We start from the raw sequence: 26339 nt of genomic DNA, 5'->3' as shown, positions 1-26339 counted from the left end.
CTCTCCGCGACATCTGTTCCTCATTGTCCGTCAGCCCTTGATGTAGGGCTTGCCGGACGCCGCCGGCGGCCGGGCCAGGCCGCCGAGCGCCGCCACCACGAAGATGGTGACCAGGTACGGAGCCATCTGCAGGAAGGCGCTGGGGATCGGGGTGCCCAGCGAGGAGAGCGCCAGGTTCAGCTCGGTGGCGAAGCCGAACAGCACGGCCGCGCCCAGCGAGCCGATCGGCGACCAGCGGCCGACGATCAGTGCCGCGATGGCGATGTAGCCCTGTCCGTTGCTCATGTCCTTGACGAACGCGGTGGACAGGCCGAGGGTCAGCCAGACGCCGCCGAGGCCGGAGAGCAGACCGGCGGTGATGACGTTGCGGTAGCGCAGTCCGACCACCTTGATGCCCACGGTGTCGGCCGCGGCCGGGTGCTCGCCGACCGCACGGGTGCGCAGGCCCCAGCGGGTGCGGAAGAGCAGGAACCAGACCACCGGCACCAGCAGGTACGCCGCGTAGAACAGTATGTTCTGGTCGAACAGCGCCTCGCCGATCACCGGGATCTTCGACAGGCCGGGGATGGCGATGGCGGAGAAGCTGGGCGGGGTGTTGTAGGTGGCCCCGTCGGTCGACATCAGCCGGTCGTAGAGGAAGCCGGTGATGCCGGACGCCAGCAGGTTGAGCACCACGCCGAGGACGACCTGCTCGATCAGGTACCGGTTGGCGAAGACCGCGAGCAGCGCGCACATCAGCGCTCCGCCGAGGCAGCCCGCGACCAGACCGGCCCAGACCGAGTGGGTCATCGACGAGGTGAGCACCGCCGCGAAGGCGCCGAAGAGGAACTGGCCCTCGACGGCGATGTTGACCACGCCGGAGCGCTCGCAGAGCAGCGCGCTGAGCGAGCCCAGGATCAGCGGGACGGCCGCGATCGAGGTCTGCTGGATGATCGAGGGAACGTTCAGCCCGATGCTGGAACCGGCCGCGGCCCAGACCAGGAAGGCCAGCACGAAGGAGGTGAAGTAGCCCACCGCCAGCCAGCGCTGGACCTTGGCGCTGATCGGGGCGAAGGCCCGGACCAGGCCGCAGGCGATGGCGATCACCGCGAGCGCGATGGCCACCGGCTCGGCGGGGGCCGAGATCGGGCCCGGACCGCTGGAGGTGGGGTCGAGCTTGAGCGTGAACAGGGTGTGCGCGCCGTGGCCGGTGCGCGCGGCGAGGCCGAACTGCCACAGCGCGTAGACGCCGACGACCGCCTGGGCGATTCCGCCGACCAGCTTGGAGCGGTCGTTCTTGACCAGCGGGGCGTCCGTCTTGTCGGACCCGGTCAGGGTCGAAGCGGTGGTCATGCCTGGCCTCCGACGGTGGTGGTGTGGAAGGGATCGGGGCTGGGCGGGGTGGCCTGGGGACCGGCCGTGGTCTCGATCTTGGTGGCGCGGAGCCGGAAGATCTCCTTCACCAGCCGGGGGGCGGCGACGAAGATGACGATCAGCGCCTGGACCACCGTGATGATCTCGATCGAGACCTGGGCGTTGGTCTGCATCGCCGAGCCGCCGGCCTGCAGCGCGCCGAAGAGCAGCGCGGCCAGCACCACGCCCCACGGCCGGGTGCGTCCGAGCAGCGCGACGGTGATCGCGGTGAAGCCGAGGCCGGCGTCGATGCTGCCGGCGATGGCGTTGTTGTTGGGGTTGGCCAGGCCGAGGGTCTGGGTCACCCCGATCATGCCCATCAGCGCGCCGGAGATCAGCATCGAGGCGATCTGCACCCGGCCGACCTTGATTCCGGCGGTCCGCGCGGCGCTCGGGGTGAGGCCCACGGCCCGCACCTCGAAGCCGAGCTTGGAGCGCTTGAAGAACCAGGCCACCACGAAGGTCGCGGCCAGCGCGAGCAGCAGGCCGATGTCGGTGTTGAGACCGGAGCCGAAGAGGTGCGGCAGCACCGCGTCCGCCTCGGCGGGCTTGGAGATCGACTGGCCGGCGTGGCTCGGGTCCTGGAACAGCGAGCTCTTCAGTACCCAGCCGACCAGGAACATCGAAGCCACGTAGTTGAGCATGATCGTGACGATCACCTCGTGCGCGCCCCGCTTGGCCTTGAGCCAGCCGACCACACCGCCGAAGAGCATGCCGCCGACCAGGCCCGCCAGCACCGCGACGATCAGGTGCAGCGCGCCGGGCAGCGAGGTCCACTCGAAGGCCACGTAGGAGGTGAAGATGGCGCCGATGATGGTCTGGCCCTGGCCGCCGATGTTGAACATCCCGGCCCGGAAGGCCACGGAGATGCCCAGACCGCCGAAGATCAGCGGGGTGGCGTACTCCAGGGTGTTGGTGATCGGCCCGAAGAACTGGGACGGGGTGCCGGACACCGTCGCCGGGTCGAAGATCGCGCCCTTGAACAGCGCGGAGTAGGCGCTGGAGATGTTGTCCCAGGCCGAGGAGAGGAAGTCGCCCGGGCTGGCGAAGAAGTAGGCGGCCTTGTCCATCGTCGCGGTGTTCGACACCACGATCAGCACCGCGCCGACGAGCAGCGAGAGCACGATGGCCAGGAAGGTGACCATGGCGCTGTTCTCGGCGGTGAAGACGTTGCGGATGACGGTGGCGTAGCTGCGGTCCGCCGCGGGTGCCGGCGGCGCGGGGGTCCCGGGCGCGGGGGCGGTGGCCTCCGCGGGGGGTGTGTCCTTGGCTGCGCTCTGATCCGGGGTGGGCGTGGTCATGAGGTCGCCTCCTCCGTGGGGGTCGTGGTGGCGTCAGGAGTGGCGGCTTCGGGGGCGGCGGCGTCAGGTGCGGCGGCGTCAGGTGCAGCGGTGTCAGTTGCAGGCGCGGCGGCGTCAGAAGCAGCGGCGCCGACCGCAGTGGCCTCGGCTTGAGCGGCGTCGGCCGCGGGCGCTTCGGCCTCGGCGGGGTCAGCCGCAGCCGCCGGCCTCCCGCCCTTCGCGGTGGCTGTGCCGTCGCCGGTGATGCCGGCCATCAGCAGGCCGATCTCCTCGCGGGTGGTCTCCGGGGAGACGGTGGCGACGATCTTGCCGCGGTACATCACGGCGACCTGGTCGGCCAGCGCGAGCACCTCGTCCAGTTCGGTGGAGACCACCACGACCGGCCGGCCCGCGTCCCGCTCGGCGACGATGCGCTTGTGGATGAACTCCATCGCGCCGACGTCCACACCACGGGTGGGCTGGGAGGCCACCAGCAGCCGCAGCGGCCGGGAGAGCTCGCGGGCCACCACGACCTTCTGCTGGTTGCCGCCGGAGAGCTTGCCCGCCGGGTGCCCGGGGGTGGTCGGCCGGATGTCGAACTCCTCGATCCGGTTCTTCGCGTTCTTCTCGATCTCGGCCAGGTCGATCGACAGTCCCTTGCCGAACGGCGCCGACTTGTAGAGGTCGAGCACCAGGTTCTCGGCGATGCTGAACTCGCCGACCACCCCGTCGTGCCCGCGGTCCTCGGGGACGAAGCCGATCCCGGCGTCCAGGGCCTGACGCGGGCTCAGCCCGACCAGCTCCCTGCCGTCCAGGCTGATCGATCCGGACTCGACCGGGACCAGGCCGAGGATCGCCTCGGCGATCTCCGACTGGCCGTTGCCCTGCACCCCGGCGATGCCGAGGATCTCCCCGTCCCGCACGGTGAAGGAGACGTCGTCGACCGCGGCGTTGCCGTGCTGGTCGCGGATGGTCAGGTGCTCGACCTTGAAGGAGTCGGCGCCGGGGGTGTTCGGCTGCTTGTCCACCACCAGGCGGACCGAGCGGCCGACCATCATCGAGGCCAGCTCCTGCTCGCTGGAGGAGGGCGAGGCCTCGCCGACGACCGCGCCGCGGCGGATCACGGTGATCCGGTCGGCGATCGCCTTGACCTCCTTGAGCTTGTGGGTGATGAAGACGATGGACTTCCCGGCCTCGCGCAGCGAGTTCATGACCACGAAGAGGTCCTCGATCTCCTGCGGGGTCAGCACCGCCGTGGGCTCGTCCAGGATCAGCGTCTGGGCGTCGCGCACCAGCGCCTTGACGATCTCCACCCGCTGCTGGACGCCGACCGGCAGGTCGCCGACCAGCGCGTCCGGGTCGACCGGGAGGCCGTAGCGCTCCGAGACCTCGCGGACGTGCTTGCGGGCCCGGCGCCGGTCCAGCAGGCCGAGCGGTCCCGGGTGGGCGCCCAGCTCCGCCTCGTCGCCGAGGATGATGTTCTCCGCGACGGTGAACACCGGGACCAGCATGAAGTGCTGGTGCACCATGCCGATGCCGTTGGCGATCGCGTCGCGGGGGCTGCTGACGGTCTTCACCTCGCCGTCGACCAGGATCTGGCCCTCCTCCGGCTGGTAGAGCCCGTAGAGGACGTTCATCAGCGTCGACTTGCCGGCCCCGTTCTCCCCCAGCAGGCAGTGGATCTCACCTGGTTCGACGGTCAGGTCGATGTGGTCGTTGGCGACCAGCGAACCGAATCGCTTGGTGATGCCGCGCAATTCAAGACGCACTTCAACTCCAAATTTTTTGGGGCGCAGCACCCCTCACGCCGCGCATCATTGCCGATCGGCGGAAGCTGCCCGGGGCCGCTCGGACCACGGTGACAGGGAGGACGGGATTAAGGGAGGCGGGATACAAGAACGGGGCGGGCGCGCTCTGTGGCGCGCCCGCTCCGGGGAACTCCTCGATCAGCCGGCGGTGGGCTGGTTCTTCGAGGTGATCTTGATGGTGCCGCTGATGATGTCCTGCTTGACCTGGGCCAGCTCGGTGGTCAGCGTGGCCGGGACCTTCGACTGGAAGTCGTGGTACGGGGCCAGGCCGGTGCCGTCGTTGGCCAGGGTGCCGATGTACGGGGTCGAGGAGAAGGTGCCCTTGGCGGAGTCGGTGACGACCGAGGTGACCGCGCTGGCGATGCCCTTGGTCACCGAGGTCATGATGACCGAGGCGTAGGCGGAGTTGGAGATCGCGCCGTCGTCGTCGACCCAGATGGCGTTCAGCTTGCCGCCGCTGGCCTTGGCCTGGGCGAGCGCGCCGATGCCGGTGCCGCCGGCGACCGGGAAGATGATGTCCGCGCCCTGGGCCTGGAAGGTGGCCGCGATCTGCTTGCCGCCGGCCTGGTCGGTGAAGCTCTGGGTCGGGTCGAAGGTGCCGCTCTTCGGCTTGTTCTCGTCCCAGCCGAGGACCTGGACCTTGGTGCCGTGCTTCTGGTTGTAGTACTGCACGCCCTCCCAGAAGCCGTCCATGTAGACGGTCACGGTCGGGTAGTTGGCGCCGCCGAAGGTCGCGACCTTGCCGGTCTTGGTCTCCGCCGCGGCGAAGTAGCCGCCGAGGAAGGCGCCCTGGGCGGTGTTGAACTCCAGGCCCTTGATCTGCGAGCCGGTCGACGAGTTGTCGACGATGGCGTAGTTCTGGCTGGTGTTCTTCTTGGCCGAGGCGACGGTCGCGTCGTTCATCGCGAAGCCGACGGTGACGATCATCTTGCAGCCGGCCGAGACGAAGCCGGCGATGTTGCTGGCGTAGTCGTTCTCCGTGGCGGAGGTGGCGTTCTGCACGGTGATGTTGGGGTCGGCCTTGGCCGCGTCCTGCATGCCGGCCCAGGACTCGGCGTTGAAGGAGTGGTCGTCCAGACCGCCGGTGTCGGTGACCATGCAGGCCTTGAAGGCGGCGCCGGCGGCGGTGCTGGAACCAGTTGCGGCGGACGAGCTGGAGCCCGAACCCGACGTCGAAACGGGCTTCGATCCACAGGCCGTCGCCGTCAGCGCGACCGCTGCCGCTACCGCCACCAGCGCGAGGGGCTTCCTCATCACAGTTCCTCCCGACAAGAGCCCGCGCACCGGTCCGGCGCGGATTGAATGCGACGTTAACGCGCGTAGAACACGATTGTGTTACGTACGCCTGGGCGTTATCAGATCGTCGCAATCCACCCTTGCAGAGTGCGTTTGCGGGCTACCCGGCCCCTCTTGTTCGCCGGTTGTGCATCATCCCAGCACAAGCGCGGTGAACAGCTCCAGAGCCACGCCGATGGCGCCCTCGTCGGCGTCGAAGGTTCCCTGGTGCAGGTCCCGGGAGCCCGACTCGTCGAGCCCGCGGACGCCCAGTCGGGCCAGCGCGCCGGGGGCCTGCTCCAGGTACCAGGAGAAGTCCTCGCCGCCGAGGCTCTGCTCGGTGCCCTCGACCTGCCCGGGGCCGAAGCAGCGGTCCATGGCCTCGCTGAGCATCCCCACCGAGACCGCCTCGTTCACCACCGGGGGGACGCCCCGGTGGTAGTCGAGCACCCACTTGGCCCGGTACGTCTCGGCGATCTGGCCGACCAGCTCCTCGATCGCGCCCGGCGCCTCGCGCCAGCCGTCCAGCTCCAGGCAGCGGACCGTGCCCTCCAGTTCGGCGCGCTGGGGGATGACATTGGCCGCCGAGCCGGAGGCGATCCGCCCCCAGACCAGGCTGACGCCCCAGCGCGGGTCCATCCGGCGTCCGAGCAGTCCCGGCAGCTCGACCGCGGTGCCGGCCACCGCGCCGACCAGGTCGGTGGTCAGGTGCGGGCGGGCGGTGTGGCCGCCGGGGCCGTCCAGGGTGATCTCCAGCCGGTCGCAGGCGGAGGTGATCGCGCCGACCTTGAGCCCGATCCGGCCGACGTCGACCTTGGGGTCGCAGTGCACCGCGAAGATCCGCTCGACCCGCTCCATCCCGCCGGCCGCGATCACGTCCAGCGCGCCGCCGGGCATGACCTCCTCGGCGGGCTGGAAGATCAGCCGCACCGGACGGGCCAGCCGGCCGGCGCTGCGCTCCTCGGCGAGCAGCAGGCCGAGGCCCAGCACGATCGAGGTGTGCAGGTCATGACCGCAGGCGTGGGTACGGCCCGGGACCGTGGAGCGGTAGGGGACGGTGTCCGGCTTGGCGTCCTCGATCGGCAGCGCGTCGATGTCGGCCCTGAAGGCCAGGAACGGGGCGTCGGCCGCGGCCCCCTCCGGGACCAGGTCGCAGATCAGTCCGGTGCCGCCGGGGAGCACCCAGGGCTGGAGCCCGGCCTGCTCCAGCCGCTCCTTCAGCAGGGCGGTGGTGCGGACCTCCTGCCGGCCGAGCTCCGGGTGCCGGTGCAGGTCCCGGCGGACCTCGATCAGCTCCGGCAGCAGGGCTCGCACGCGCGCGCGAAAGGGAGAGGTGGGAAGGGACTTCTGCGGGGAGGCGGACGCACCGTCAACTGACTGGCTCACCTCAACGAGCCTACGACCCTGGGGCCGCTGGGGCAGGAGATCTCCGGAATCGTTACCGCCGAACGGGGAGGAACCCGCCCGCCCGGCGCTTGGACCGGCCGTCGCTGGGTATGACATATGGTTCGCTCCCCGCCTGCTTGACCCGGACAGTCGGCCAAACGATCGTCCGCCCGCCAGGACACGCCCGCTCGCCGGTGATCTGGATCACGCAGCGGTCACCGCGCGGGGAAGGAGGCCGCACTGACGCGGCGTCGGCCGAAGGGGTTCCCCCCGCTGTCGGACCGCTGTCAGCCCCGCTGTCGGACCCGCCGCCTACGATGATCCGGGCACGGGCACGAGACCGGAGGAGTCAGGACATGGCAGGTCAGCACATCGAACAGGTCGCCGTGGTGACCGGCGCCAGCAGCGGCATCGGCGCCGCCACCGCGCGGCGGCTCGCGGCGGAGGGGTTCCGGGTGGTGCTGGTGGCCCGCCGGGCCGAGCGGATCGAGGCACTGGCGAAGGAGATCGGCGCGGCGGCCTCCGCCCATGTCCTCGACGTCACCGACCGTGCCGCCGTGGACGCCTTCGCGGCCTCCCTGGACCGGGTCGACGTGCTGGTCAACAATGCCGGCGGCGCCTTCGGCGCGGAGTCCGTCGCCGACGGCGACCCGGCCGACTGGCGCCGGATGTACGAGGTCAACGTGCTCGGCGTGCTGCACATGACCCAGGCGCTGCTGCCCGCGCTGCGGTCCGGCGGGGCCGAGACGGGGGCGGGGACGGTGCTGGTGCTCTCCTCCACCGCGGCCTTCGTCCCCTACGAGGGCGGCGGCGGCTACGTCGCGGCCAAGGCCGGCGCGCACGCCATCGCCGGCACGCTGCGGCTCGAACTGGTCGGCGAACCGGTCCGGGTGATCGAGATCGCCCCCGGCATGGTGCGGACCGACGAGTTCGCCCTCACCCGCTTCGGCGGCGACGCCGACAAGGCCGCCTCGGTCTACGCCGGCGTGGCCGAGCCGCTCACCGCCGAGGACGTCGCCGACACCATCGCCTGGACGGTCACCCGTCCCGCGCACGTCAATGTGGACCTGCTGGTGGTCCGTCCGCTCGCGCAGGCGGCCGCGCACAAGGTCGCCCGCAAGCCCTAGCCGTCCGCGACGGCCGACGAGCCTCGTTCACCCGTACGAAGCCGTCCCATCATTCGGCGGTAAGGGTCTCGACTTGATAGCCGATTCGAGTGAATCCTTATCTCTGGGAAAACGGTGCCTCAGACTCGGAGAGCCTTGCCCCGCAAGGCCTCCGGGTGCTCAGGCGGCCCCGCAGCCCCATCCGCGCCACGCAACCGGTCCTGTCGCTCCACCGTCGGTGCCCTTAGAAGAGGGGCATGGCGAACCGCACCAGTCTCCAAGCGCCCTCACCCCGTTCGACCGAGGAGGACCCGCTGACCGGCGACATCCCGGCGCAGCCGAAACCGGACAACAAGCCCGCCGACAGCATGCCCCCCGCCGCAGCACCCGCCGTCGAGCCGACCCCCGGTCAGGTCGCCGGTCCGGTGGTGGCGGTGTCCGGGCTGCCGTCGGGGCTGCGGCGCTTCAACGACGCGGACTTCGGCGCGGCCGAGGAGGCGCTGCTGGCCTGCTGCGGCAGCCGCCGCTGGGCCCTGCGGCTGGCCGTGCACCGTCCCTACCCGACCGTGTCCTCGCTGCTGGCCGCCGCCAGCGAGGCCTCCTACGACCTGTCCCACACCGATCTGACGGAGGCTCTGGCGGACGAGAGCAGCATGCCCCAGCCGCTGCTGGGGATGCGGGCGCCCGGCAGCCAGGCCGCGCACACCGCGCTGCAGGCGGCCCACGCCGCCTACGAGGCGCGCTTCGGCCATGTCTTCGTGGTCAGCCTGGACGACTGCCCGGCCGAGGAGATGCTGGACCAGGTCCTGGTCAGCCTGCGCGCCCGGCTCGGCAACGACCCCGACGAGGAGCGCAGTACGGCGGCCGAGGAACTGCGCCGGATCGCCCTGCACCGGCTGGAGCACCTGGTGGCGTCTCACGCCTCGGCGGCATCGTGAGACAACGGGGGTGATCTCCCCCACACCCCGGCGGGCCGCGGCGTGTCCCGGCTGACCTGGACCGGAGCCCGCCGGCGCGGGTGCGCCGCAGGCCGAGGCGCGGATCCGGCGCGGGGCGACGGCCGGAGCGGGCCGCCGACCCGGGCGGCCGTTACGCCGGGCAGGGCTGTTTGATCATCCGGTCGACCCCCGGCGGGCTGACCGCCGGTTCCCGTGGCTACGATGGCCGGGGCCGGTGGACCATACCCGGCCGGGCTGACGACCGACACTGATGCCGGCCGAGCCCCCGCCCCGCTTCCGGAGGGTTGTTCCGTGCCGGCTGGAACGCTGTACCGCGGCCGGGAAGGCATGTGGTCGTGGGTGGCTCATCGAGTCACCGGCGTCCTCATCTTCTTCTTCCTGTTCGCCCACGTCCTCGACACCGCTCTTGTCCGGGTCTCACCGCAGGCCTACAACAGCACGATCGCGACGTACAAGACCTGGCCCGTCAACCTGATGGAGTACGGCCTGACGGCCGCCATCCTGTTCCACGCGCTGAACGGCCTGCGGGTCATCGCGGTGGACTTCTGGGCCAAGGGCCCGAAGTACCAGCGCCAGATGCTCTGGACCGTAGTGACCGTGTGGGTCGTGCTGATGGCTGGTGCCTTCTACCCGATCCTGCAGGAAACCCTCCGCAACTGGTTCGGGTGAGGCGAGAAATGGCTATTGAAACCACTGGCTCCATCTCCGGCGTCGAGCTCACCAACGATCGGCCGACGGACCCCTCGGCCTTTCTGATCGAGCCCCCGCGCACCCGCACCAAGAGGACCGGCCGCAAGTCGCGGACCAACTTCGAGATGCTGGCCTGGCTGTTCATGCGCCTGTCCGGCGTGGTGCTGGTGTTCCTGGTGCTGGGTCACCTGATCATCCAGCTGATCCTGGACGGCGGCGTCACCAAGATCAGCTTCGCCTTCGTCGCGGGCCGCTGGGCGTCCCCGTTCTGGCAGGGCTGGGACCTGCTGATGCTGTGGCTGGCGATGCTCCACGGCGCGAACGGCATGCGCACGGTCATCAACGACTACGCGGAGCGCGACACCACCCGTTTCTGGTTGAAGGTCCTGCTGGTGACCGCCACGGTCTTCACCGTGCTGCTGGGCACCCTGGTGATCTTCACCTTCGACCCGAACATCAGCTGAGCGCGGACGGACGAGGCAGCAGACTGACATGCAGGTACACAAGTACGACACCGTCATCGTCGGCGCCGGCGGCGCCGGAATGCGCGCGGCCATCGAGTCGACCAAGCGCAGCCGCACCGCCGTGCTGACCAAGCTCTACCCCACCCGGTCCCACACCGGCGCGGCCCAGGGCGGCATGGCCGCCGCACTGGCCAACGTCGAGGAGGACAACTGGGAGTGGCACACCTTCGACACCGTCAAGGGCGGTGACTACCTGGTCGACCAGGACGCCGCCGAGATCCTGGCGAAGGAGGCCATCGACGCGGTCCTCGACCTGGAGAAGATGGGCCTCCCGTTCAACCGGACCCCCGAGGGCAGGATCGACCAGCGCCGCTTCGGCGGGCACACCCGCGACCACGGCAAGGCGGCGGTGCGCCGCTCCTGCTACGCGGCCGACCGCACCGGTCACATGATCCTTCAGACGCTCTACCAGAACTGCGTCAAGGAGGGCGTGGAGTTCTTCAACGAGTTCTACGTCCTGGACCTGCTGCTGGCCGAGGTCGACGGGGTCAAGCGGACCGCCGGCGTGGTCGCCTACGAGCTGGCCACCGGCGAGATCCACGTCTTCCAGGCCAAGGCCGTGATCTTCGCCTCCGGCGGCAACGGCAAGTTCTTCAAGGTCACCTCCAACGCGCACACCCTGACCGGCGACGGCCAGGCCGCCGCGTTCCGGCGCGGGCTGCCGCTGGAGGACATGGAGTTCTTCCAGTTCCACCCGACGGGCATCTGGCGCATGGGCATCCTGCTGACGGAGGGCGCCCGCGGTGAGGGCGGCATCCTCCGCAACAAGGACGGCGAGCGCTTCATGGAGAAGTACGCGCCGGTCATGAAGGACCTGGCCTCGCGTGACGTCGTCTCCCGGGCGATCTACACCGAGATCCGCGAGGGCCGCGGCTGCGGCCTGGACGGCGACCACGTCTACCTGGACCTGACGCACCTTCCGCCGGAGCAGCTGGACGCCAAGCTCCCGGACATCACCGAGTTCGCGCGCACCTACCTCGGCATCGAGCCCTACACGGACCCGATCCCGATCCAGCCGACCGCGCACTACGCCATGGGCGGCATCCCCACCAACGTCCAGGGCGAGGTGCTGCTGGACAACGACACCGTCGTCCCCGGCCTCTACGCCGCGGGCGAGGTGGCCTGCGTGTCGGTGCACGGCGCCAACCGGCTGGGCACCAACTCGCTGCTGGACATCAACGTCTTCGGCCGCCGGGCGGGCATCGCCGCCGCCGAGTACGCCGCCACCGCCGACTACGTCGAGCTGCCGGAGAACCCGGCCGAGCAGGTCGTCGAGCAGCTGGAGCGGATCCGCAACGGCAACGGCAGCGAGCGTGTCTCGGACATCCGCAGCGAGCTGCAGCAGTCCATGGACACCAACTCGATGGTGTACCGCACCGAGGCGACCCTGAAGCAGGCGGTGGAGGACATCGCCGCGCTGAAGGAGCGCTACAAGCACATCTCGGTGATGGACAAGGGCAAGCGGTTCAACACCGACCTGCTGGAGGCCGTGGAGCTGGGCAACCTGCTCGACCTGGCCGAGGTCACCGCGGTGTCCGGGCTGGCCCGCAAGGAGTCCCGCGGCGGTCACTTCCGCGAGGACTACCCGACCCGTGACGACGTCAACTTCATGCAGCACACCATGGCGTACCGCGAGGTGGACGCCGATGGGAACACCAGCATCCGCCTGGACTACAAGCCGGTCGTGGTGACCCGCTACCAGCCGATGGAGCGTAAGTACTGATGAGCACCCCCACGATCGAAGACGCCGCGCCCCAGGGCGGGAACCCGCACTCGGCCGGGCTGGACGCCGCCGAGTCCGGCAAGGTCGAGCTGGTCACCATCACGGTCCGGATCCGCCGGTTCAACCCGGAGGAGCACCCGGACGCGGTGTGGGTGGACTACCAGCTCACCGTGGACCCGAAGATCCGCGTCCTGGACGCGATCAACACCATCAAGTGGGAGCAGGACGGCACGCTGACGTACCGTCGCTCCTGCGCCCACGGCGTCTGCGGGTCCGACGCCATGCGGATCAACGGCAAGAACCGGCTCGCCTGCAAGACGCTCATCAAGGACGTCAACCCGGAGAAGCCGATCACGATCGAGCCCATCAAGGGCCTCACGGTCCTGAAGGACCTGGTCGTGGACATGGACCCGTTCTTCCAGGCCTACCGCGACGTGATGCCGTTCCTGATCACCACCGGCAACGAGCCGACCCGGGAGCGGATCCAGTCCGAGGAGGACGTGCAGCGCTTCGAGGACACCACCAAGTGCATCCTCTGCGCCGCGTGCACCACGTCCTGCCCGGTGTTCTGGAACGACGGGCAGTACTTCGGCCCGGCGGCGATCGTCAACGCGCACCGCTTCATCTTCGACTCGCGCGACGAGGGTGCGGAGCAGCGGCTGGAGATCCTCAACGACCGCGAGGGGGTGTGGCGCTGCCGCACCACCTTCAACTGCACCGACGCCTGCCCTCGGGGTATCGAGGTCACCAAGGCGATCCAGGAAGTGAAGCGGGCGCTGGTCACCCGTCGCTTCTAGGGATTTCTCGGGGGCGCGGGGAACTGTCCGGCCGGACGTGCACGCACGTGCATGGCTGGTCGCGCAGTTCCCCGCGCCCCTTTAGTGCGCCTTGCGGCGCAGGGATCTGACGCCGAGGGAGCCGACCACCAGGCCCAGCACGAGTGAGGCCAGGGCCAGGGTGGCGTGGATCCAGAAGTATGCGGTGGGGCGGGAGTGGTCGCCGTTGGTGAAGGCGAGGCCCTCACCGTCGGCCCACAGGTTCTTGAAGAAGGTGATCCAGATCCAGAGGGACCAGACGCCGAAGGCGGTCAGGAACCAGGAGGCGCGGCGGCTCAGTCTCATGGGGTAAGTATCCCGGGCTGCCATTAGTGTGCTTTTACCAGGGGGTGGTTCGGTCGTTGCCATCGATTGGGTACGGTCGACCGGTGCACAACGATCTCCGTACCGCGGCCGTGCTGTGTACCGTCGCGCTCACTGCCGGACTGGTTTCCCTCGCCCCCGCCTCGGCGGCGCCCTCGCCCACCGCGAGCGGCACCGTCACGCCGAGACCGCCGGCCAGGATGTCCACGGTCGGCGGCGAGCGGCTGGGACTGTCCGGGGTGCAGGTGCAGCTCCGGGCGGGCGCGCCGGCGCTGCCGGCCAAGCTGAGCGCGCTGTCGTGGATCGTCTCCGACACCACGACCGGCCTGGTGCTGGCGGCGAAGAACGCGCACTGGGCACTGCCGCCGGCGAGCACCCTGAAGACGCTGTTCGCGGACACCGTGCTGCCGAAGATCCCGACCAGGGCCACCCACAAGGTGACCGACGCGGACCTGGCCGGGATGGGTGAGGGCAGCAGCCTGGTCGGCGTGCTGCCCGGCCAGACCTACAAGGTGTCCGACCTGTGGCTCGGCGTCTTCCTGCGCTCCGGCAACGACGCGGTGCACGTGCTCGCCTCGATGAACGGCGGGGTGGCCGCGACGGTGGCCCAGATGCAGGCCCAGGCGGTGAAGCTGGGCGCCGGCGACACCCATGTGGTCTCCCCCGACGGGTACGACATGCCGGGGCAGGTCTCCTCGGCGTACGACCTCAGCCTGTTCGCGCGGGACGGGATGAAGAACGCCGACTTCGCCCGGTACGCCGGGACCTGGAAGGCGGAGTTCCCGGGCGGGCCGAACACCAAGGGCAAGCCGTTCGAGATCGACAACACCGACCGGATGCTAATGGGCATCGACGGCGTCCCCCGCTACGACGGCCTGATCGGCGTCAAGAACGGCTACACCACCAATGCCGGCAACACCCTGGTGGTGGCGGCCAGGCGGGGCGGCCGCACCATCATGGCGACGCTGATGAACCCTCAGGACCACGCCCTGAACGCGGTCTACACCGAGGCCGCCGAACTGCTCGACTGGGGCTTCGCCGCGGACGGCAAGGTCACCCCGGTCGGCAGCCTGGACGCGGCGGCCCCGAAGCCCTCGGCGGCTGCGAAGACCGGGTCCGGCGGTGACTCCGTGACAGCGCCGTCCAAGGCCGCGACGGCGCCGGTCGCCGCCGCGAGTTCCGCCGGGTTCGGCGGGATGGGGTGGGCGGGGGCGTCCGGAGCCGGGCTGGTGGCGGTCGCCGTCGCGGCGGGCGGCGCACTGCTGATGCGGCGGCGGCGCTACGCCGCCAAGCGGCGGCGTAGGGCGCTGCCGCGGGTGTAGGCATTGCCGCGGGTGCAGGTTCCGGTGGATTCTCGACAGCGGCGCGGGGCGTCAGTTGGGGTCGTTCGCGGCGTCGGAGTCGGCGGCGACCGCCGCGCTCTGGGCGGCGTCGACCTGCTGCTGCATCTGCTGGACAGTACTGCTGGAGATCCCCGAGGGCGTGACCGACGGCGCAGCGGTACCGCCCGCCGCCGGCGTGTGCGAGCACGCCCCCAGCGCGAGCACCGCGACCACCGCTGCCGGCCAGACCAGGTGACGGCGCGTCATTCCGCACCGCCGAGGCCGTTGGCGGAGCACCAGGTCTCCACGCCCTTCAGGTCGCTCTGCCGGGTGGTGAGCGTGCCGACCATGGACTGACGGGCGGTCAGCCGGTCGTTGAGGTAGGTCTCGACGGCGGTGTTCCCGGCCGCCTTGGCGATGTCCACCCGCTTCTGCAGCCGCGCGATGGAGCCCCGCTCGGTGGCGGGTCCGTGCAGCCGGGCCAGCGCGCGGGTGATCCGGGCGTCGACCTTGGGGGCGCGGGCGCAGACGGCCTTCGCCTCGCGCTGGGCGGGGGTCTTCGTGGTCGCGGCGGACGGGGCGCCGGCGCTCGGAGCGGCGGCCGCCGAGGCCGGGGTGCCCGCGCCGATCAGCGCTCCGGTGAGGGCGATCCCGGCGAAGGCCGAGGTGAGGGTCGCACGGCGGGTGGGCATGGCAGGTCTCCTCCACAACGTCGGGGCCGCGGGTGACGCCCGTCTGCGGGGAGCGTAGGAAGCATCCTTGTGGAAACGTTGTGGTCCGACTGAGCCGCTGTCAGCTGTCAGCTGTCGGCGCTGAGCCAGTCCCTGCGCAGCTGGAGCGTGGGCGCGGAGGCGGCCAGCGGAAGGACGACCTCGGCCAGCGCGCCGGTCCCTGACGGCGGGTCGGTGAAACGGACCGTGCCGCGGTGCAGGGTGATCTGCTGGGCGACCAGGGTCAGTCCGAGTCCGGAGCCGGGGCTGCCCGGGTCGCGCCGGAACCGTTCGAACACCGAGTCGCGGCGGTCCCTCGGGATGCCCGGACCGTGGTCGGCGACGGTCAGCACCGCGTCGGCGCCGTTCCGGCCCAGCGCCAGCTCGATCACGGCCGTGCCGTCCGCCGACCTTCCGTGCACCAGGGCGTTGGCCAGCAGGTTGTCCACCGCCATCCGCAACCCGGGCTCCCAGCCGTGCAGCCGCAGCGACCCGGACGAGGAGCGGACGGTGATCCGGGCCCGCTGGTCGCGCCGGCGTGCCTCGGCCGCCGCCGACTCCACCAGGTCCAGCAGGTCCACCGGTCCGAAGGCGTCCTGCTCGACCAGGTCGCCCTGGGCCAGCGCGCGCAAGGCGGTGAGCGTGCCCAGCAGCCGGGCGTGCTCGGACTGCAGGTCGGCCAGGATCTCAGCGCGGTCCTCGGCGGCCAGCCCGGGGTGCTCGGTGAGCACGTCCAGATTGGTGCGCATGCTCATCAGCGGGGTGCGCAGCTCGTGCGAGGCGGAGGCGGCGAAGGCCCGCGCCGTCGCCAGCGCCTCCGCGGTGCGGGCCGCCTGCTCGTCGTAGCGCGCCAGCACCGACTGCAGGGTGCCGGCCAGCTCGTCCACCTCGACCACGCCGGTGGGCCGGTCGCTGAGGCGCGGCCGGGTCGCCGGGTCGTCCGGGTCGAGCCCGCCGGTCCGGCGCCGCAGCAGCCGCAGCGGGCGGGCGGCGCGCTCGGCGACCAGAAAGGCGAGCAGTCCGCCGAGCGGCGCGGCGACCAGCGCGACCAGGACGATCCGGCCGCGTACGGTCCGGACCTCGTGCTGCACGGCGGAGGCCCGGGCGAAGAGCCACAGGGTGCCGCCGGGCTGGGCGGCACCGGTGGGGATCGGCTGCGCCAGCGCGCGCCAGGCTGTGCCGTCGGCGCCGGTGACGGTCTGCGGGCCGCCGGTGCCGGCCGGGAGCGGTACCGCCTGGTCGGGCTGGGCGCCCTGGCTGTCCAGCACGGTGCCGTCGGCGGCCGTCAGCCGTACCCCGACGTCCAGTGCGGCCGCGCCGAGCCGGCCCTGCTGGTTGACCTCCTGCCGCAGCCGTCCGGCGGCCGCGGCCCGCAGTTCGGTGCGTGCGTACGGGAGTGCGGCCGCGGCCCGGTCCCGCAGCTGCCCGTCCTGCCCGGCCCGCAGGTCCCGGCCCACCAGACCGAGCAGCAGCAGCCCTGCGAGCAGCACCAGCACCGGCACGATCACCGCGGTGACCAGCGCGATCCTGGTGGCGAGCCTCATGAGGGATCCTCCGGCCGCAGCACGAAGCCGACGCCGCGGACGGTCCGCACCAGCCGGGGGCGGCCGCCGGCCTCCAGTTTGCGGCGCAGATAGCTGACGAAGGTATCGACCACATCGGTGCGGACCTCGAAGTCGTAACCCCAGACCCGCTCCAGCAGCTGATCCCGGGTCAGCACCAGGCCGGCGTTCCGCGCCAGCACCTCCAGCAGGTCGAACTCACGGCGGGTCAGCTCCACCGGGTCGCCGAGGTAGCGCGCCTCCCGGGTGGAGGGATCCACCGTGAGCCCGCCCACCGTCAGCCGGTCGGTGCCGCGCGGCGGCCGACGGCGCAGCAGCGCGTGCAGCCGCAGCACCAGTTCCTGCAGCGCGAAGGGCTTCACCAGGTAGTCGTCGGCCCCGGCCTGCAGCCCGGCCAGCCGGTCCTCCAGCTGGTCCAGCGCCGAGAGCATCAGCACCGGCGTCTCGTCGCCCCGTCCGCGCAGCCTGCGGCAGACCTCGGTACCCGGCAGGTCGGGCATGGAGACGTCCAGCACCAGCACGTCCGGCGGTGCCTGCGCCAGCGCCTGCAGCGCGGCGCGACCGCCCTCGGCCAGGGCCACCGCGAAGCCGTTCAGCCGCAGCCCCCGCTCCAGCGACCGCCTGATCGCGGCGTCGTCGTCCACCACCAGTACCCTGCCGTGCCGCAGCTCCACCACCACGGACCACCGCCTCCCCGCTCGTGCTCGCGGGAAGCAACCCTGCCAGACCGGGCGGTCAGCGGCTGCGGCGGACCTGGAACCGGCGCCGCAGCCGACGCAGGGCCGAACCGCTCGCCGCTCCCAGGCCGAAGGCAGTGGCCAGGGCCGCCGGACGGGAGCGCGGCGGCGCTGCCGACGTCTCGGCCGGCGCGGAAGGTTCGCCGAGCAGGTCGCCGCCCGGGTCGCCGGGCGTCCCGGTGCCGCCCGCTTCGGTCCAGGCTTCTGCGGCTCGGGCGCGGGCTCGGGCCCGAGCGGCGTCCGGGTCGTCGGTGGCGGTCCAGGCGACGCAGAAGAAGAGCCAGCGGAAGATGAAGTTGATCCACAGCAGCAGCGCCACCGGGGTGCCGAAGGCGCCGTACATGCTCTTGGCGGCGACATTGCTGAGGTAGGCCGTGAGCAGCTGCTTCAGCAGTTCGAAGCCGACCGCGCCGAGCAGCGCGCCCTCGACGACGGTACGTCGGCGCTGGTCGCCGATGCGCGGCAGGCCGACCAGCAGGTAGGCGAACATCAGGGTGTCGGCGCCCACCGCGATCACGAAGCTCGCCGCCGACAGCAGCCACCGGCCCCAGGACTGGTGGTCGACGCCGAGCCAGCCGGCCAGCCGTCCGGTGAGCGCCGAGGTCGCCGCGGAGGCGGCGATGGACACCGCGGCCACCGCGCCCAGGCCGATCAGCACCCCGACGTCCAGGGCCTTGCGCAGCACTGCGTTGCCCGGCTCGATCGGCAGCCGCCACACCGTGCGGATGGACACCCGGGTGGTGTCGACCCAGCCCAGGCCGGACACCAGCAGCAGCGCCCCGCCGATCACCCCCACCGTCCCGGCGTTGCGGACCAGCGAGTCCAGGTCCAGCGAGTCCGCCAGTGAGGGCAGCTGCCGGGTGATGGCGTCCTGGATGCTCTGCACCCGGCCGCTGCTGAGGGTGGCCGCCGCGATCGCCATGGCCACGGTGAGCAGCGGGAACAGGGCCAGGAAGCCGAAGAAGGTGACCGCGCCGGCGAGCCGGTTCGAGCCGACCTCGTTGAAGTGCTCGAAGACCAGGTAGGGACGGCTCCGCAGCACCCGCGCGGCGAGCGGTCCGAGCACCGGCAGCCGGGTCAGCCAGTCCATGGCGTCAGCGGTCCTGACGGCCGGTCAGACGGCGAGCCGGCGGTACACCGGACGCGGCAGGTGCCGCACCCCGGACATCACCACCCGGAGCGCCGCGGGCGCCCACACCGTCTCGCTGCCGCGCTGCAGTCCGACCAGGATCGCCTCGGCGACCGCCTCCGGGGTGGTGGCCATCGGCGCCTCCGGCCGGCCCTCGGTCATCCGGCCCCTGACGAAGCCGGGGCGGACCACCATCACGTGCACCCCGGTGCCCTGCAGCGAGTCGCCGAGGCCCTGGGCGAAGGCGTCAAGACCGGCCTTGGTGGAGCCGTAGATGAAGTTGGCCCGGCGGGCCCGCTCCCCCGCCACCGAGGACAGCACGATCAGCGAGCCGTGGCCCTGGCGGCGCAGCGCCTGCGCGCTGACCAGTGCGGAGGTGACCGCGCCCAGGTAGTTGACCTGGCCGACGGTGGCGGCGGCCATCGGGTCCTGTTCGTCCTTCAGCTGGTCGCCGAGGACGCCGAAGGCGAGCAGTACGGCGTCGATGTCGCCCTCGGCGAAGACCTTTCCCAGCACCGTCTCATGGGTGTCCAGGGCGGCGGCGTCGAAGTCGTGGACGCTGACCTCGGCGCCCATCTCGGTGAGCTCGGCGGCGGCGGCGGTGAGCGCCGGCGAGGGACGCCCGGCGAGGTGGACCCGCCGGGTGCGGCCCTGGACCAGCCGGCGGGCGGTGGCCAGGCCGATCTCGGAGGAGCCGCCGAGCAGCAGCAGGGACTGGGGCTGGCCCAGGGCGTTCTTCATGGTCGGGTCACCTTCTGGTTCTGCAGTCCTACAGACTGAGGCGGCGGGCGAGGTCGGAGGTGAAGCGGTTCCCGGGGTCGATCCGGGCCCGCAGGGCGCGGAAGTCGTCCAGCCTGGGGTACATCGGCGCCAGCGCGTCCGGCCGCAGCCGGGAGTCCTTAGCGAGGTAGACCCGGCCGCGGGCGGCCAGCACCTCCTGGTCCAGACCGTCCAGCAGCCGGCCGAGGCCGGGCAGCCCGGCGGGGATGTCCAGGGCCAGGGTCCAACCGGGGAACGGGAAGGACAGCCAGCCGGGGTCGCCCTCGCCGAAGCGCTTGAGCACGGCGAGGAAGGCGGGGCAGCGGTGCCGGGCGATGGTCTCGACGATCCGCCGCAGCGCGGCCTCCTCGCCGTAGGGGACCACGAACTGGTACTGCAGGAAGCCGCCCGGGCCGTAGATCCGGTTCCACTCGGGCAGCCCGTCGAGGGGGTGGAAGAAGGTGGGGATGGACTGCAGCTGTCCACGCCGTTCGCGCGGCGCCCGGCGGTACCAGAACTCGTTGAAGGCACCGACGGTGGCCGCGCTCAGCAGCCCGCCGGGGATGCCGCGCGGCACCGCCGGGAGGCCGGCGGTGCGGAACCCGAGCGGCGAGCGCAGCTGCCGCGGGCCGAGCTGGTCCAGCGGGGCGTGGTCGCCGCGGGTGAGCACCGCGCGGCCCAGCGAGGCGCCCCGGGCCAGCAGGTCGATCCAGGCGACCGAGTAGCGGTAGCGGTGGTCGGTGGCGTCCAGACGGGCCATCAGATCGTCGAGGTCGACCGCCCGTTCGGTGTCCACGCTGATCAACGAGGTCTGCACGGCCAGCAGTTGGATCTGCGCCGAGAGCACCACCCCGGTCAGCCCCATGCCGCCGGCGGTGGCCCAGAACAGCTCGGGGTCGTCGGCCGGGGTGAGCGTGCGCACCCGGCCGTCCGCGGTGAGCAGCTCCAGGGACCGGACGTGGCGGCTGAAGCCGCCGCTGACATGGTGGTTCTTGCCGTGGACGTCGGCGCCGATCGCGCCGCCCACGGTGACCTGCCGGGTTCCGGGGGTGACCGGGACGAACCAGCCCAGCGGCAGCAGCAGCCGCATCAGCCGGTCCAGGCTGACGCCCGACTCGCAGTCGACGATCCCGCGCCGCGCGTCGATGGAGCGGATCGCGCTGAGCGCGGTCATGTCCAGGACCGAGCCGCCGGCGTTCTGCGCGGCGTCCCCGTAGGAGCGCCCGAGCCCGCGTGCGACCACCCCGCGCTCTCCCGCCGACCGCAGCGCGGCGACGACCGCCTCGGTGGTGGCCGGGGAGGTCACCCGGGCGCCGGTGGGCGCGGTACGGCCCCAGCCGGACAGGGCGACCAGTACCTCGGACGGCGGTGCCGCTGGCAACTGTGCGTCGGACGGCGGTGCGTCAGGTCCTTGCATGGGCAAGAACGTACCGCCCCTTTCGGTTGATACCGACCACATTCGTGACTTCTCACCGCATCGGGTGGTTAGCGGGGAGGCAGAAGCAGACCGACCGGAAGAGAACCACCATGGCCCTCTGGGACAACCCGCCCTCCGGCGGCCCCGACCTGCGCACCGTGCTGGCCGCCCGGCGACTCGCCGAACGGCCCGCCGTCGCCGCCGCGGGCCGGGCGCTCTCCTGGTCCGGCGAGCACGGCGCGGTCTGGCTGGTCGCCGGGCTGACCGGGGCGGCGCTGGACCGCGAACGGCGCGGCGTCTGGCTGCGGTCCACGGCCGTGGTCGCCGGGGCGCACCTGGCCAGCATGGGGGTGAAGCGGCTGGTCCGCCGCCCGCGCCCGGAGCTGCCGGACGGCCTGGAGCCGCTGGCGGCCACCGCCGGGCAGCACAGCTTCCCCAGCTCGCACGCCACCTCGTCGGCGGCCGCGGTGATCGCCTTCCAGGGGCTGCTGCCCACGGCGCCGACCGCGCTGCTGGCCTCGGCGGTGTGTGCGGCGCGGCTCGCCGTCGGGGTGCACTATCCGTCAGACGTGCTGGCCGGGGCCGGACTCGGCGCAGGCGCGGCGGCCCTCGGTCGACGCTGGGCGCGGGCGACCCGCTGACGGCCCTTGCGGCTCGGCCGGCTCCGCTGGCTCCGCTGGCTCCGCTACGACGGTCCCCGCTGCCGGGCGGCGGGGACCGCGTCCGCTGCCGCGCCGATCAGCTCCGCTGTCCGGCGGCGACCTCGTCCCCGCGGCGCGCCTGCGCGGCCAGCAGCTCGTCGACGCCGGCGCTCTGACCCGCCGTGATGACCTCCTGGGCGTGCGGGGTCAGTCTGGCAACGTACTGGTAGCCGAACATCGTGGGCCGCAGCCTGACCAGCCCCCGGGACAGCGCCGAGGCCGCCCCGGCCGCCGCTCCCGAGCCGGCGAGCTGCACGAACGGGGACCCGGTGGAGCGCAGTTCGAGGAGGTCGTAGCCGGCGTTGCGGACCATCCGGCGCAGGCTGGCCCGGGAGAAGAAGCGCAGGTGCGTCTCGTCGAGGATGCCGCGGCGGTCGTAGTCGAACACACCGAGGGCGACCCGGAGCCGTGAGTACCAGTGCCCGAAGTTGGGGACCGAGAGCACCAGTTCGCCGCCCGGACGCAGTACCTGCTGGACCTGGCGCAGCAGTTGCTCGGGGTTGACCAGGTGCTCGACCACGTCCCCGGCGACCACCAGGTCGAACGGACCGGTGAGGCCGGGCGGCAGCCCCTGGTTGAGGTCGGCCAGCAGGAACCGGTCGGTCCGCTCGCGGACGCCCGGCACCTCGATGTAGTCGACGCCGGTCACCGTGTGGCCCTGCTTGCGCACCTGCTCTGCGAAGAGCCCGCCGGAGCAGCCGAGGTCCAGCACGTTCATCGGCGCCAGCCCGGACAGCATCGCCAGGATCTCCGCGTGCGAGGAGCCGTCCCCGGCCTTGAAGGCGTACTCCTCGGCCTTGGGCACCCAGGGGCAGCTGCCGAAGCCCTTCATCGCGAGCCGGTACTCCAGCACGTCCTTGACCACGTCCTTGGCGTACTTGAGGCCGTTGACGTAGCAGATCTCGTCCCCGTAGTAGGTGGGGATCGGCACCTCCACGATGCGCTTCCCGGCATCGATCAGCTGCACGATGATCTGGGTGTCGAAGTCGAAGGCGTCCGTGTTGCGGTCGATCAGCAGGTCCCGCAGCGCGTCGACCCGATAGGCGCGGTAGCCGGAGTGGAACTCCGTCAGCGAGGTGCCCAGTAGGGAGTTCTCGATCTTCGTCAGCACCCGGTTGCCGAGCCACTTGTACGCGGGCATCCCACCGCGCCTGGCCCCGCCCGAGTCCATCATCCGGGAGCCGAACACCGCGTCGGCCTCACCGCGCTCGATCGGCGCCACCATCTCGGCGATCAGTTCGGGGGCGTACTGCCCGTCGCCGTGCAGTATCACCACGATGTCCAGGCCGCGTTCCATCGCCAGCGCGTAGCCGGCCTTCTGGTTGCCGCCGTAGCCCAGGTTCTTGGTGTGCCGCATGACCACGGTGGGCGGCGCGTCCTCCTGCTGGGACCAGCGCCAGCCGGCCAGGAAGGTGGCGTCGTGGCTGGCGTCGTCCATCACCAGGATCTCGGCGATACGGGCCCGAAACTCCGCCGGGATGCGTTGGAGCGTCTTCGCCAGGGTGTTCTCCGCATTGTAGGCGACGACCAGGACGCCGATTCTCGGAGCGGTTGGGCGAGTGGGCTGCGGCATGGGATTCTCCAGCTGCGGACGGCGAATTGAACAGGAGTCAGGGAACAAGGGTCAGGAAACAGGGGTCAGGAATTGGGGAATCCGCACAGCGTATCGACGCCGCCGCGACGGCGACTCCGCCTGATCGCCGGGGAACGTCATACTTATCCGCCCTGCCTGCGCCTTCGCCCTTCGGCCCGTTCCACAGCGTCACCCCAACGACTGACGGCGGGTCCGCACATTCGGGTGGCGTCGCGGCGGAGCGCGCAACCCCGTGCGGTACCGGGCAGTTCACCGGATCGAGGTGGTCCCCGCCCCGTCGCCGAAAGGTCTCCGCCCCCATGCCCAGAACCATCTGCCGACTGACCGCCGCGGTGCGCGCCGCCTGGCGGCGCGGTGCGCTCTGGCCGTGGTGCCTGGCCGCGGTCGCGACCTGCTGCGGCTGCGCCGTGGCCGTCGTCTTCCACCCCGGATACCTCAGCGCGGACAGCGCCTACCAGCTGTCGCAGGCGCTCGGGAACCAGCCGGTGAGCGACTGGCACCCGCCGGTGCTGGCCCTGCTGTGGCGGATCCTGATCCGCACCACGGGGTCCCTCGCGGCCATGGCCGACCTGCAGACCGCCGTGCTCTGGGGATCGCTGTGGGTGCTGGCCCGCCTGGTCTGGAAGGGGACCGGCAGTCGCGGCCTCTCGCTGGCGGTGCTCGCCGTCGGCCTGGCGCCGCAGATCATGAACTTCACCGGCGTGGTGTGGAAGGACGTGCACCTGGCGTACGCGCTCCTGGCGGCCCTCGCCATCGCGCTCACCGTGCGCGAGCTGCCGGAGGGCCGGACCCGGACCCGCTGGGCCCTGGTGGTGCTCGGCGTGCTGTTCATCGTCTACGCCGGCCTGGTCCGGAAGAACGGGTTCCCCGCCGTGCTCCCGGTCTTCGCGCTGCTGGTGCTGGCGGCGTGGCCGGCCCCGGGCCGCCGCCGCTGGCTGGTCGCCACCGGGGTCCTCCTCGCGGTCACCGTCGCCGGCAGCCTCGGGGTGTCCGCGGCCACCCATCCGCTGGCCACCAAGGTGTACGCGGTGATCCCGGTGGACGACCTGGTCCATGTGCTCACCCCGGCCCAGGTGCGCGCCGCCGCCGAACAGGCCGGCGGGAGCGCGGACTTCCGCGACCGGATGGTCGCCGCCGACATCGACTGCCGGAGGCGCCACATCACCTCCGACGCGTACCTGGAGTGCTATCCGCGCAAGGGTCCCTTCGACCTGATGGAGCTGAGCCGGAACGCCGGCGTGCTGGTCCGGATGGAGGCCCAGCAGATGCCGAAGCACTGGCGGGGGTACCTCGCCTACCGGGTCCAGGTCTTCAGCAAGCTGCTCTTCCAGAGCAACCAGACCTTCTGGAACGGCACCCCGCGCAACAGCCTGCTGCCGGCGATCGCGGAGCGGACACCGCCCAACCAGACGCTGCGGGCCGCCCTGCAGAACTACGTGACCGGTTCGGTCCGCGACCTGCCGATGCTGTTCCAGGGCTGGTTCTGGCTGGCCGTCTCGCTGGTGCTGGTGCTGCGCCGCAGTTGGCCCGGCCGCTACCGCAGGGAGCTGCGGCTGGTCGGGGCCAGCTCGCTGGTGTACATCCTCGCCTACCTGCCCACGGCGCCCGAGTCCAACTTCCGCTACCTGTACTGGCCCGCGCTCTCCGGGACCGTCGCCCTGGTGCTGGTCGCGAGCGGCTACGCGGAGCGGCGGCGCACCCGCGCCGACGACGCCTCGGCGGGACCGGAGATCCTGGTCCCCGTACCGTCGCCCACCCCGGCGGAGGTCGGGGCGGGCTGATGACCCGTCACCCGAACTGATGGTCCGTCCGCCGGGAACGGTGCCGGAGGGCCGACCGGGTCGTTGGTCCTGGACATGAACTTTCTGAGGTCGCACCCGCTGCGGCTGGCCCGGGTCGCGGCTGTCGCCGTCGCGCTGACCGCCTTCCTGCTGAAACTGGACATCGCGGCGCACACCGTCGGCTCCGCCGACGCGCAGTTCTTCCACGGATTCAGCAAGGCGATCGTCCGAGTGGGCCCCTACCGGGTCTACGGCACACGACTTCCGCACGGCCTCCCCGTCTACAACCACCCTCCGTTGACCGGCTGGGTCCTGCTGCTGCTGGGACATCTGACCCGGCACGGCATCGCCTTCACCACGCTGATCCGGATCCCGCCCTGCGTCGGCGACCTCTGCTCCGCCGTCGTGGTCTTCGAGCTGGTGCGGCGGCGGCAGCGGCTGCTGACCGCGCTGGGCTGCTCGGTGGCGGTCTCCGCCAGCCCGGTGCTGGTCACCGTGTCCGCCTACCACGGCAACACCGACTCACTGTGCGTCATGTTCGCGCTGGCCTCGGTGCTGCTGCTGGCCGACCTCGGATCGCCGGTCTGGGCCGGGGTCGCCGCGGCGCTGGCGGTCAGCATCAAGCTTCCGCCGGTGGTCGCCCTGCCGCTGCTGCTGGTGGGGGCTTTCAGGATCGGTCCGGGCACCGCGCGGCGCTTCCTGGCCGGCCTGCTGGCCACCCTGGCCGTGCTGTGGGGGCCGGCGCTGGTGCTGGCACCGCACGGGCTGCTGCGCAATGTGCTGGAGTACCAGGGCGGCGGCGACCGGCAGTGGGGCCTGCTGCAGGCCGGGCACTGGCTCGGGGTACCGAAGCCGGTGCTGGACTTCCTCTACGGCAGCGGCCATCTGCCGGTGGTCGCGCTGGTCATGGCGTTCGGCGCGGGGCTGGCCTGGAAGCGCCCCGGGGAGCTGCCGGCGATCACCGGGCTCACCGTCTCCGCGCTGCTGTTCCTGTCGACGGCCAGCGGCGTGCAGTACCTGGCCTGGGCCGCACCCGCGATGCTGGTGGTCGGCCTGTGGCCGGGGCTCTGGTACAACGTCCTCGGCGGTTCGCTGCTGGTGCTGATCTACACCCGCTGGAGCGGGGGCTTCCCCTGGTACCGGGTCCATGTCACCCGGTGGAGCGACGGCGAGCTGTTCCTCGGACTGCTCACCTGGGCCGTGCTCGGGCTGGGGATCGGCTACGGGGCCTGGCAGGTGTGGCAGGCCCGGAGCGCGGTGCTGCCGCAGCCCAGGCCGGACGCTGGGGCGGGTGCGCCGACGCCGGAACCGGAGCACACCGCTCAACTCCGGTGAACGACAAGAC

Annotated in this window: 24 protein-coding genes; 10 read left to right on the top strand and 14 right to left on the bottom strand. The window is 71.6% G+C overall.

Annotation, left to right across the window (positions count from 1 at the left end; translation table 11 throughout):
• Positions 1 to 30 precede the first annotated feature (30 nt).
• The 5 genes from ABUW04_RS08505 to ABUW04_RS08485 all read right to left on the bottom strand — a co-directional run bounded on the left by ABUW04_RS08505 (position 31) and on the right by ABUW04_RS08485 (position 7069).
• Positions 31 to 1332 (bottom strand): ABC transporter permease, encoded by a 1302-nt coding sequence (locus tag ABUW04_RS08505; RefSeq protein WP_380563816.1) that lies wholly within the window; start codon positions 1330 to 1332, stop codon positions 31 to 33.
• The gene (locus ABUW04_RS08500; RefSeq protein ID WP_380563815.1) at positions 1329 to 2693 is read right to left on the bottom strand and encodes an ABC transporter permease; all 1365 of its coding nucleotides are present in this window, start codon (positions 2691 to 2693) and stop codon (positions 1329 to 1331) included. Before ABUW04_RS08500 ends, ABUW04_RS08505 begins: the two co-directional genes overlap by 4 nt.
• The gene (locus tag ABUW04_RS08495) at positions 2690 to 4441 is read right to left on the bottom strand and encodes an ABC transporter ATP-binding protein (RefSeq protein ID WP_380563814.1); all 1752 of its coding nucleotides are present in this window, start codon (positions 4439 to 4441) and stop codon (positions 2690 to 2692) included. Before ABUW04_RS08495 ends, ABUW04_RS08500 begins: the two co-directional genes overlap by 4 nt.
• 177 nt (positions 4442 to 4618) lie before the next feature.
• Entirely contained in the window at positions 4619 to 5734 is a 1116-nt protein-coding gene (locus ABUW04_RS08490; protein WP_030265436.1) for a BMP family lipoprotein, read from the bottom strand.
• Between the two features lie 174 nt (positions 5735 to 5908).
• Positions 5909 to 7069: an amidohydrolase gene (locus ABUW04_RS08485; RefSeq protein ID WP_232242791.1), complete on the bottom strand. Its 1161-nt coding sequence runs from the start codon at positions 7067 to 7069 to the stop codon at positions 5909 to 5911.
• Positions 7070 to 7497: 428 nt separating this feature from the next.
• Between ABUW04_RS08485 and ABUW04_RS08480 the strand changes: the two genes are divergently transcribed.
• The 6 genes from ABUW04_RS08480 to ABUW04_RS08455 all read left to right on the top strand — a co-directional run bounded on the left by ABUW04_RS08480 (position 7498) and on the right by ABUW04_RS08455 (position 12940).
• Complete coding sequence (locus ABUW04_RS08480; protein WP_380563813.1) at positions 7498 to 8268, top strand: SDR family NAD(P)-dependent oxidoreductase; 771 nt, start codon at positions 7498 to 7500, stop codon at positions 8266 to 8268.
• Positions 8269 to 8504: 236 nt separating this feature from the next.
• Positions 8505 to 9185: a 2-oxo-4-hydroxy-4-carboxy-5-ureidoimidazoline decarboxylase gene (locus tag ABUW04_RS08475; RefSeq protein ID WP_380523407.1), complete on the top strand. Its 681-nt coding sequence runs from the start codon at positions 8505 to 8507 to the stop codon at positions 9183 to 9185.
• A gap of 312 nt (positions 9186 to 9497) precedes the next feature.
• Positions 9498 to 9875: a succinate dehydrogenase, cytochrome b556 subunit gene (sdhC, locus tag ABUW04_RS08470; protein ID WP_030265424.1), complete on the top strand. Its 378-nt coding sequence runs from the start codon at positions 9498 to 9500 to the stop codon at positions 9873 to 9875.
• Positions 9876 to 9883: 8 nt separating this feature from the next.
• A complete protein-coding gene (locus ABUW04_RS08465; RefSeq protein WP_030265422.1) occupies positions 9884 to 10360 on the top strand; it encodes a succinate dehydrogenase hydrophobic membrane anchor subunit in 477 nt (158 codons plus the stop codon).
• A gap of 28 nt (positions 10361 to 10388) precedes the next feature.
• Entirely contained in the window at positions 10389 to 12143 is a 1755-nt protein-coding gene (gene sdhA / locus ABUW04_RS08460) for a succinate dehydrogenase flavoprotein subunit (RefSeq protein WP_030265420.1), read from the top strand.
• Positions 12143 to 12940 (top strand): succinate dehydrogenase iron-sulfur subunit, encoded by a 798-nt coding sequence (locus ABUW04_RS08455; RefSeq protein WP_380563811.1) that lies wholly within the window; start codon positions 12143 to 12145, stop codon positions 12938 to 12940. The genes sdhA and ABUW04_RS08455 overlap by 1 nt, the downstream gene beginning before the upstream one ends.
• An 81-nt stretch (positions 12941 to 13021) precedes the next feature.
• On the opposite strand, the gene ABUW04_RS08450 is transcribed toward ABUW04_RS08455, so the two are convergent.
• The gene (locus ABUW04_RS08450) at positions 13022 to 13264 is read right to left on the bottom strand and encodes an SCO4848 family membrane protein (RefSeq protein ID WP_030265413.1); all 243 of its coding nucleotides are present in this window, start codon (positions 13262 to 13264) and stop codon (positions 13022 to 13024) included.
• 83 nt (positions 13265 to 13347) lie between these two features.
• Between ABUW04_RS08450 and ABUW04_RS08445 the strand changes: the two genes are divergently transcribed.
• The gene (locus tag ABUW04_RS08445; RefSeq protein ID WP_380563810.1) at positions 13348 to 14604 is read left to right on the top strand and encodes a D-alanyl-D-alanine carboxypeptidase family protein; all 1257 of its coding nucleotides are present in this window, start codon (positions 13348 to 13350) and stop codon (positions 14602 to 14604) included.
• 51 nt (positions 14605 to 14655) lie between these two features.
• On the opposite strand, the gene ABUW04_RS08440 is transcribed toward ABUW04_RS08445, so the two are convergent.
• The 7 genes from ABUW04_RS08440 to ABUW04_RS08410 all read right to left on the bottom strand — a co-directional run bounded on the left by ABUW04_RS08440 (position 14656) and on the right by ABUW04_RS08410 (position 20918).
• On the bottom strand, positions 14656 to 14871 hold the full coding sequence (locus tag ABUW04_RS08440) for a hypothetical protein (RefSeq protein WP_380563809.1): 216 nt from the start codon (positions 14869 to 14871) through the stop codon (positions 14656 to 14658).
• Positions 14868 to 15296 carry a hypothetical protein gene (locus ABUW04_RS08435; RefSeq protein ID WP_380563807.1) on the bottom strand — a complete coding sequence of 143 codons (429 nt, stop codon included), beginning with the start codon at positions 15294 to 15296 and terminating at the stop codon, positions 14868 to 14870. The genes ABUW04_RS08440 and ABUW04_RS08435 overlap by 4 nt, the downstream gene beginning before the upstream one ends.
• Before the next feature lie 107 nt (positions 15297 to 15403).
• Positions 15404 to 16858 (bottom strand): sensor histidine kinase, encoded by a 1455-nt coding sequence (locus ABUW04_RS08430; protein ID WP_380563806.1) that lies wholly within the window; start codon positions 16856 to 16858, stop codon positions 15404 to 15406.
• On the bottom strand, positions 16855 to 17556 hold the full coding sequence (locus tag ABUW04_RS08425) for a response regulator transcription factor (protein WP_037598165.1): 702 nt from the start codon (positions 17554 to 17556) through the stop codon (positions 16855 to 16857). The genes ABUW04_RS08430 and ABUW04_RS08425 overlap by 4 nt, the downstream gene beginning before the upstream one ends.
• A gap of 55 nt (positions 17557 to 17611) precedes the next feature.
• Positions 17612 to 18703, bottom strand: coding sequence for a YihY/virulence factor BrkB family protein (locus tag ABUW04_RS08420; RefSeq protein WP_380563805.1), 1092 nt, complete (start codon positions 18701 to 18703; stop codon positions 17612 to 17614).
• A 24-nt stretch (positions 18704 to 18727) separates the two neighbouring features.
• Complete coding sequence (locus tag ABUW04_RS08415) at positions 18728 to 19483, bottom strand: decaprenylphospho-beta-D-erythro-pentofuranosid-2-ulose 2-reductase (protein ID WP_380563804.1); 756 nt, start codon at positions 19481 to 19483, stop codon at positions 18728 to 18730.
• 28 nt (positions 19484 to 19511) lie between these two features.
• A complete protein-coding gene (locus ABUW04_RS08410) occupies positions 19512 to 20918 on the bottom strand; it encodes an FAD-binding protein (protein WP_380563802.1) in 1407 nt (468 codons plus the stop codon).
• Between the two features lie 110 nt (positions 20919 to 21028).
• On the opposite strand from ABUW04_RS08410, the gene ABUW04_RS08405 reads away from it, so the two are divergent.
• The gene (locus ABUW04_RS08405) at positions 21029 to 21559 is read left to right on the top strand and encodes a phosphatase PAP2 family protein (protein WP_051726538.1); all 531 of its coding nucleotides are present in this window, start codon (positions 21029 to 21031) and stop codon (positions 21557 to 21559) included.
• 97 nt (positions 21560 to 21656) lie between these two features.
• Here the strand turns inward: ABUW04_RS08405 and ABUW04_RS08400 are convergent, their stop codons facing one another.
• A complete protein-coding gene (locus ABUW04_RS08400; RefSeq protein WP_380563800.1) occupies positions 21657 to 23192 on the bottom strand; it encodes a methyltransferase domain-containing protein in 1536 nt (511 codons plus the stop codon).
• Between the two features lie 320 nt (positions 23193 to 23512).
• Between ABUW04_RS08400 and ABUW04_RS08395 the strand changes: the two genes are divergently transcribed.
• Together ABUW04_RS08395 and ABUW04_RS08390 are read left to right on the top strand one after the other, a co-directional pair.
• Entirely contained in the window at positions 23513 to 24994 is a 1482-nt protein-coding gene (locus ABUW04_RS08395; protein ID WP_380563798.1) for a hypothetical protein, read from the top strand.
• 75 nt (positions 24995 to 25069) lie between these two features.
• Positions 25070 to 26329, top strand: coding sequence for a hypothetical protein (locus tag ABUW04_RS08390; RefSeq protein WP_380563797.1), 1260 nt, complete (start codon positions 25070 to 25072; stop codon positions 26327 to 26329).
• The last annotated feature ends 10 nt before the right edge of the window (positions 26330 to 26339 follow it).

Source organism: Streptacidiphilus jeojiensis, from assembly GCF_042510965.1.
GTDB classification, from domain to species: domain Bacteria; phylum Actinomycetota; class Actinomycetes; order Streptomycetales; family Streptomycetaceae; genus Streptacidiphilus; species Streptacidiphilus jeojiensis.
This window is presented reverse-complemented; position numbering and strand designations above follow the sequence as displayed.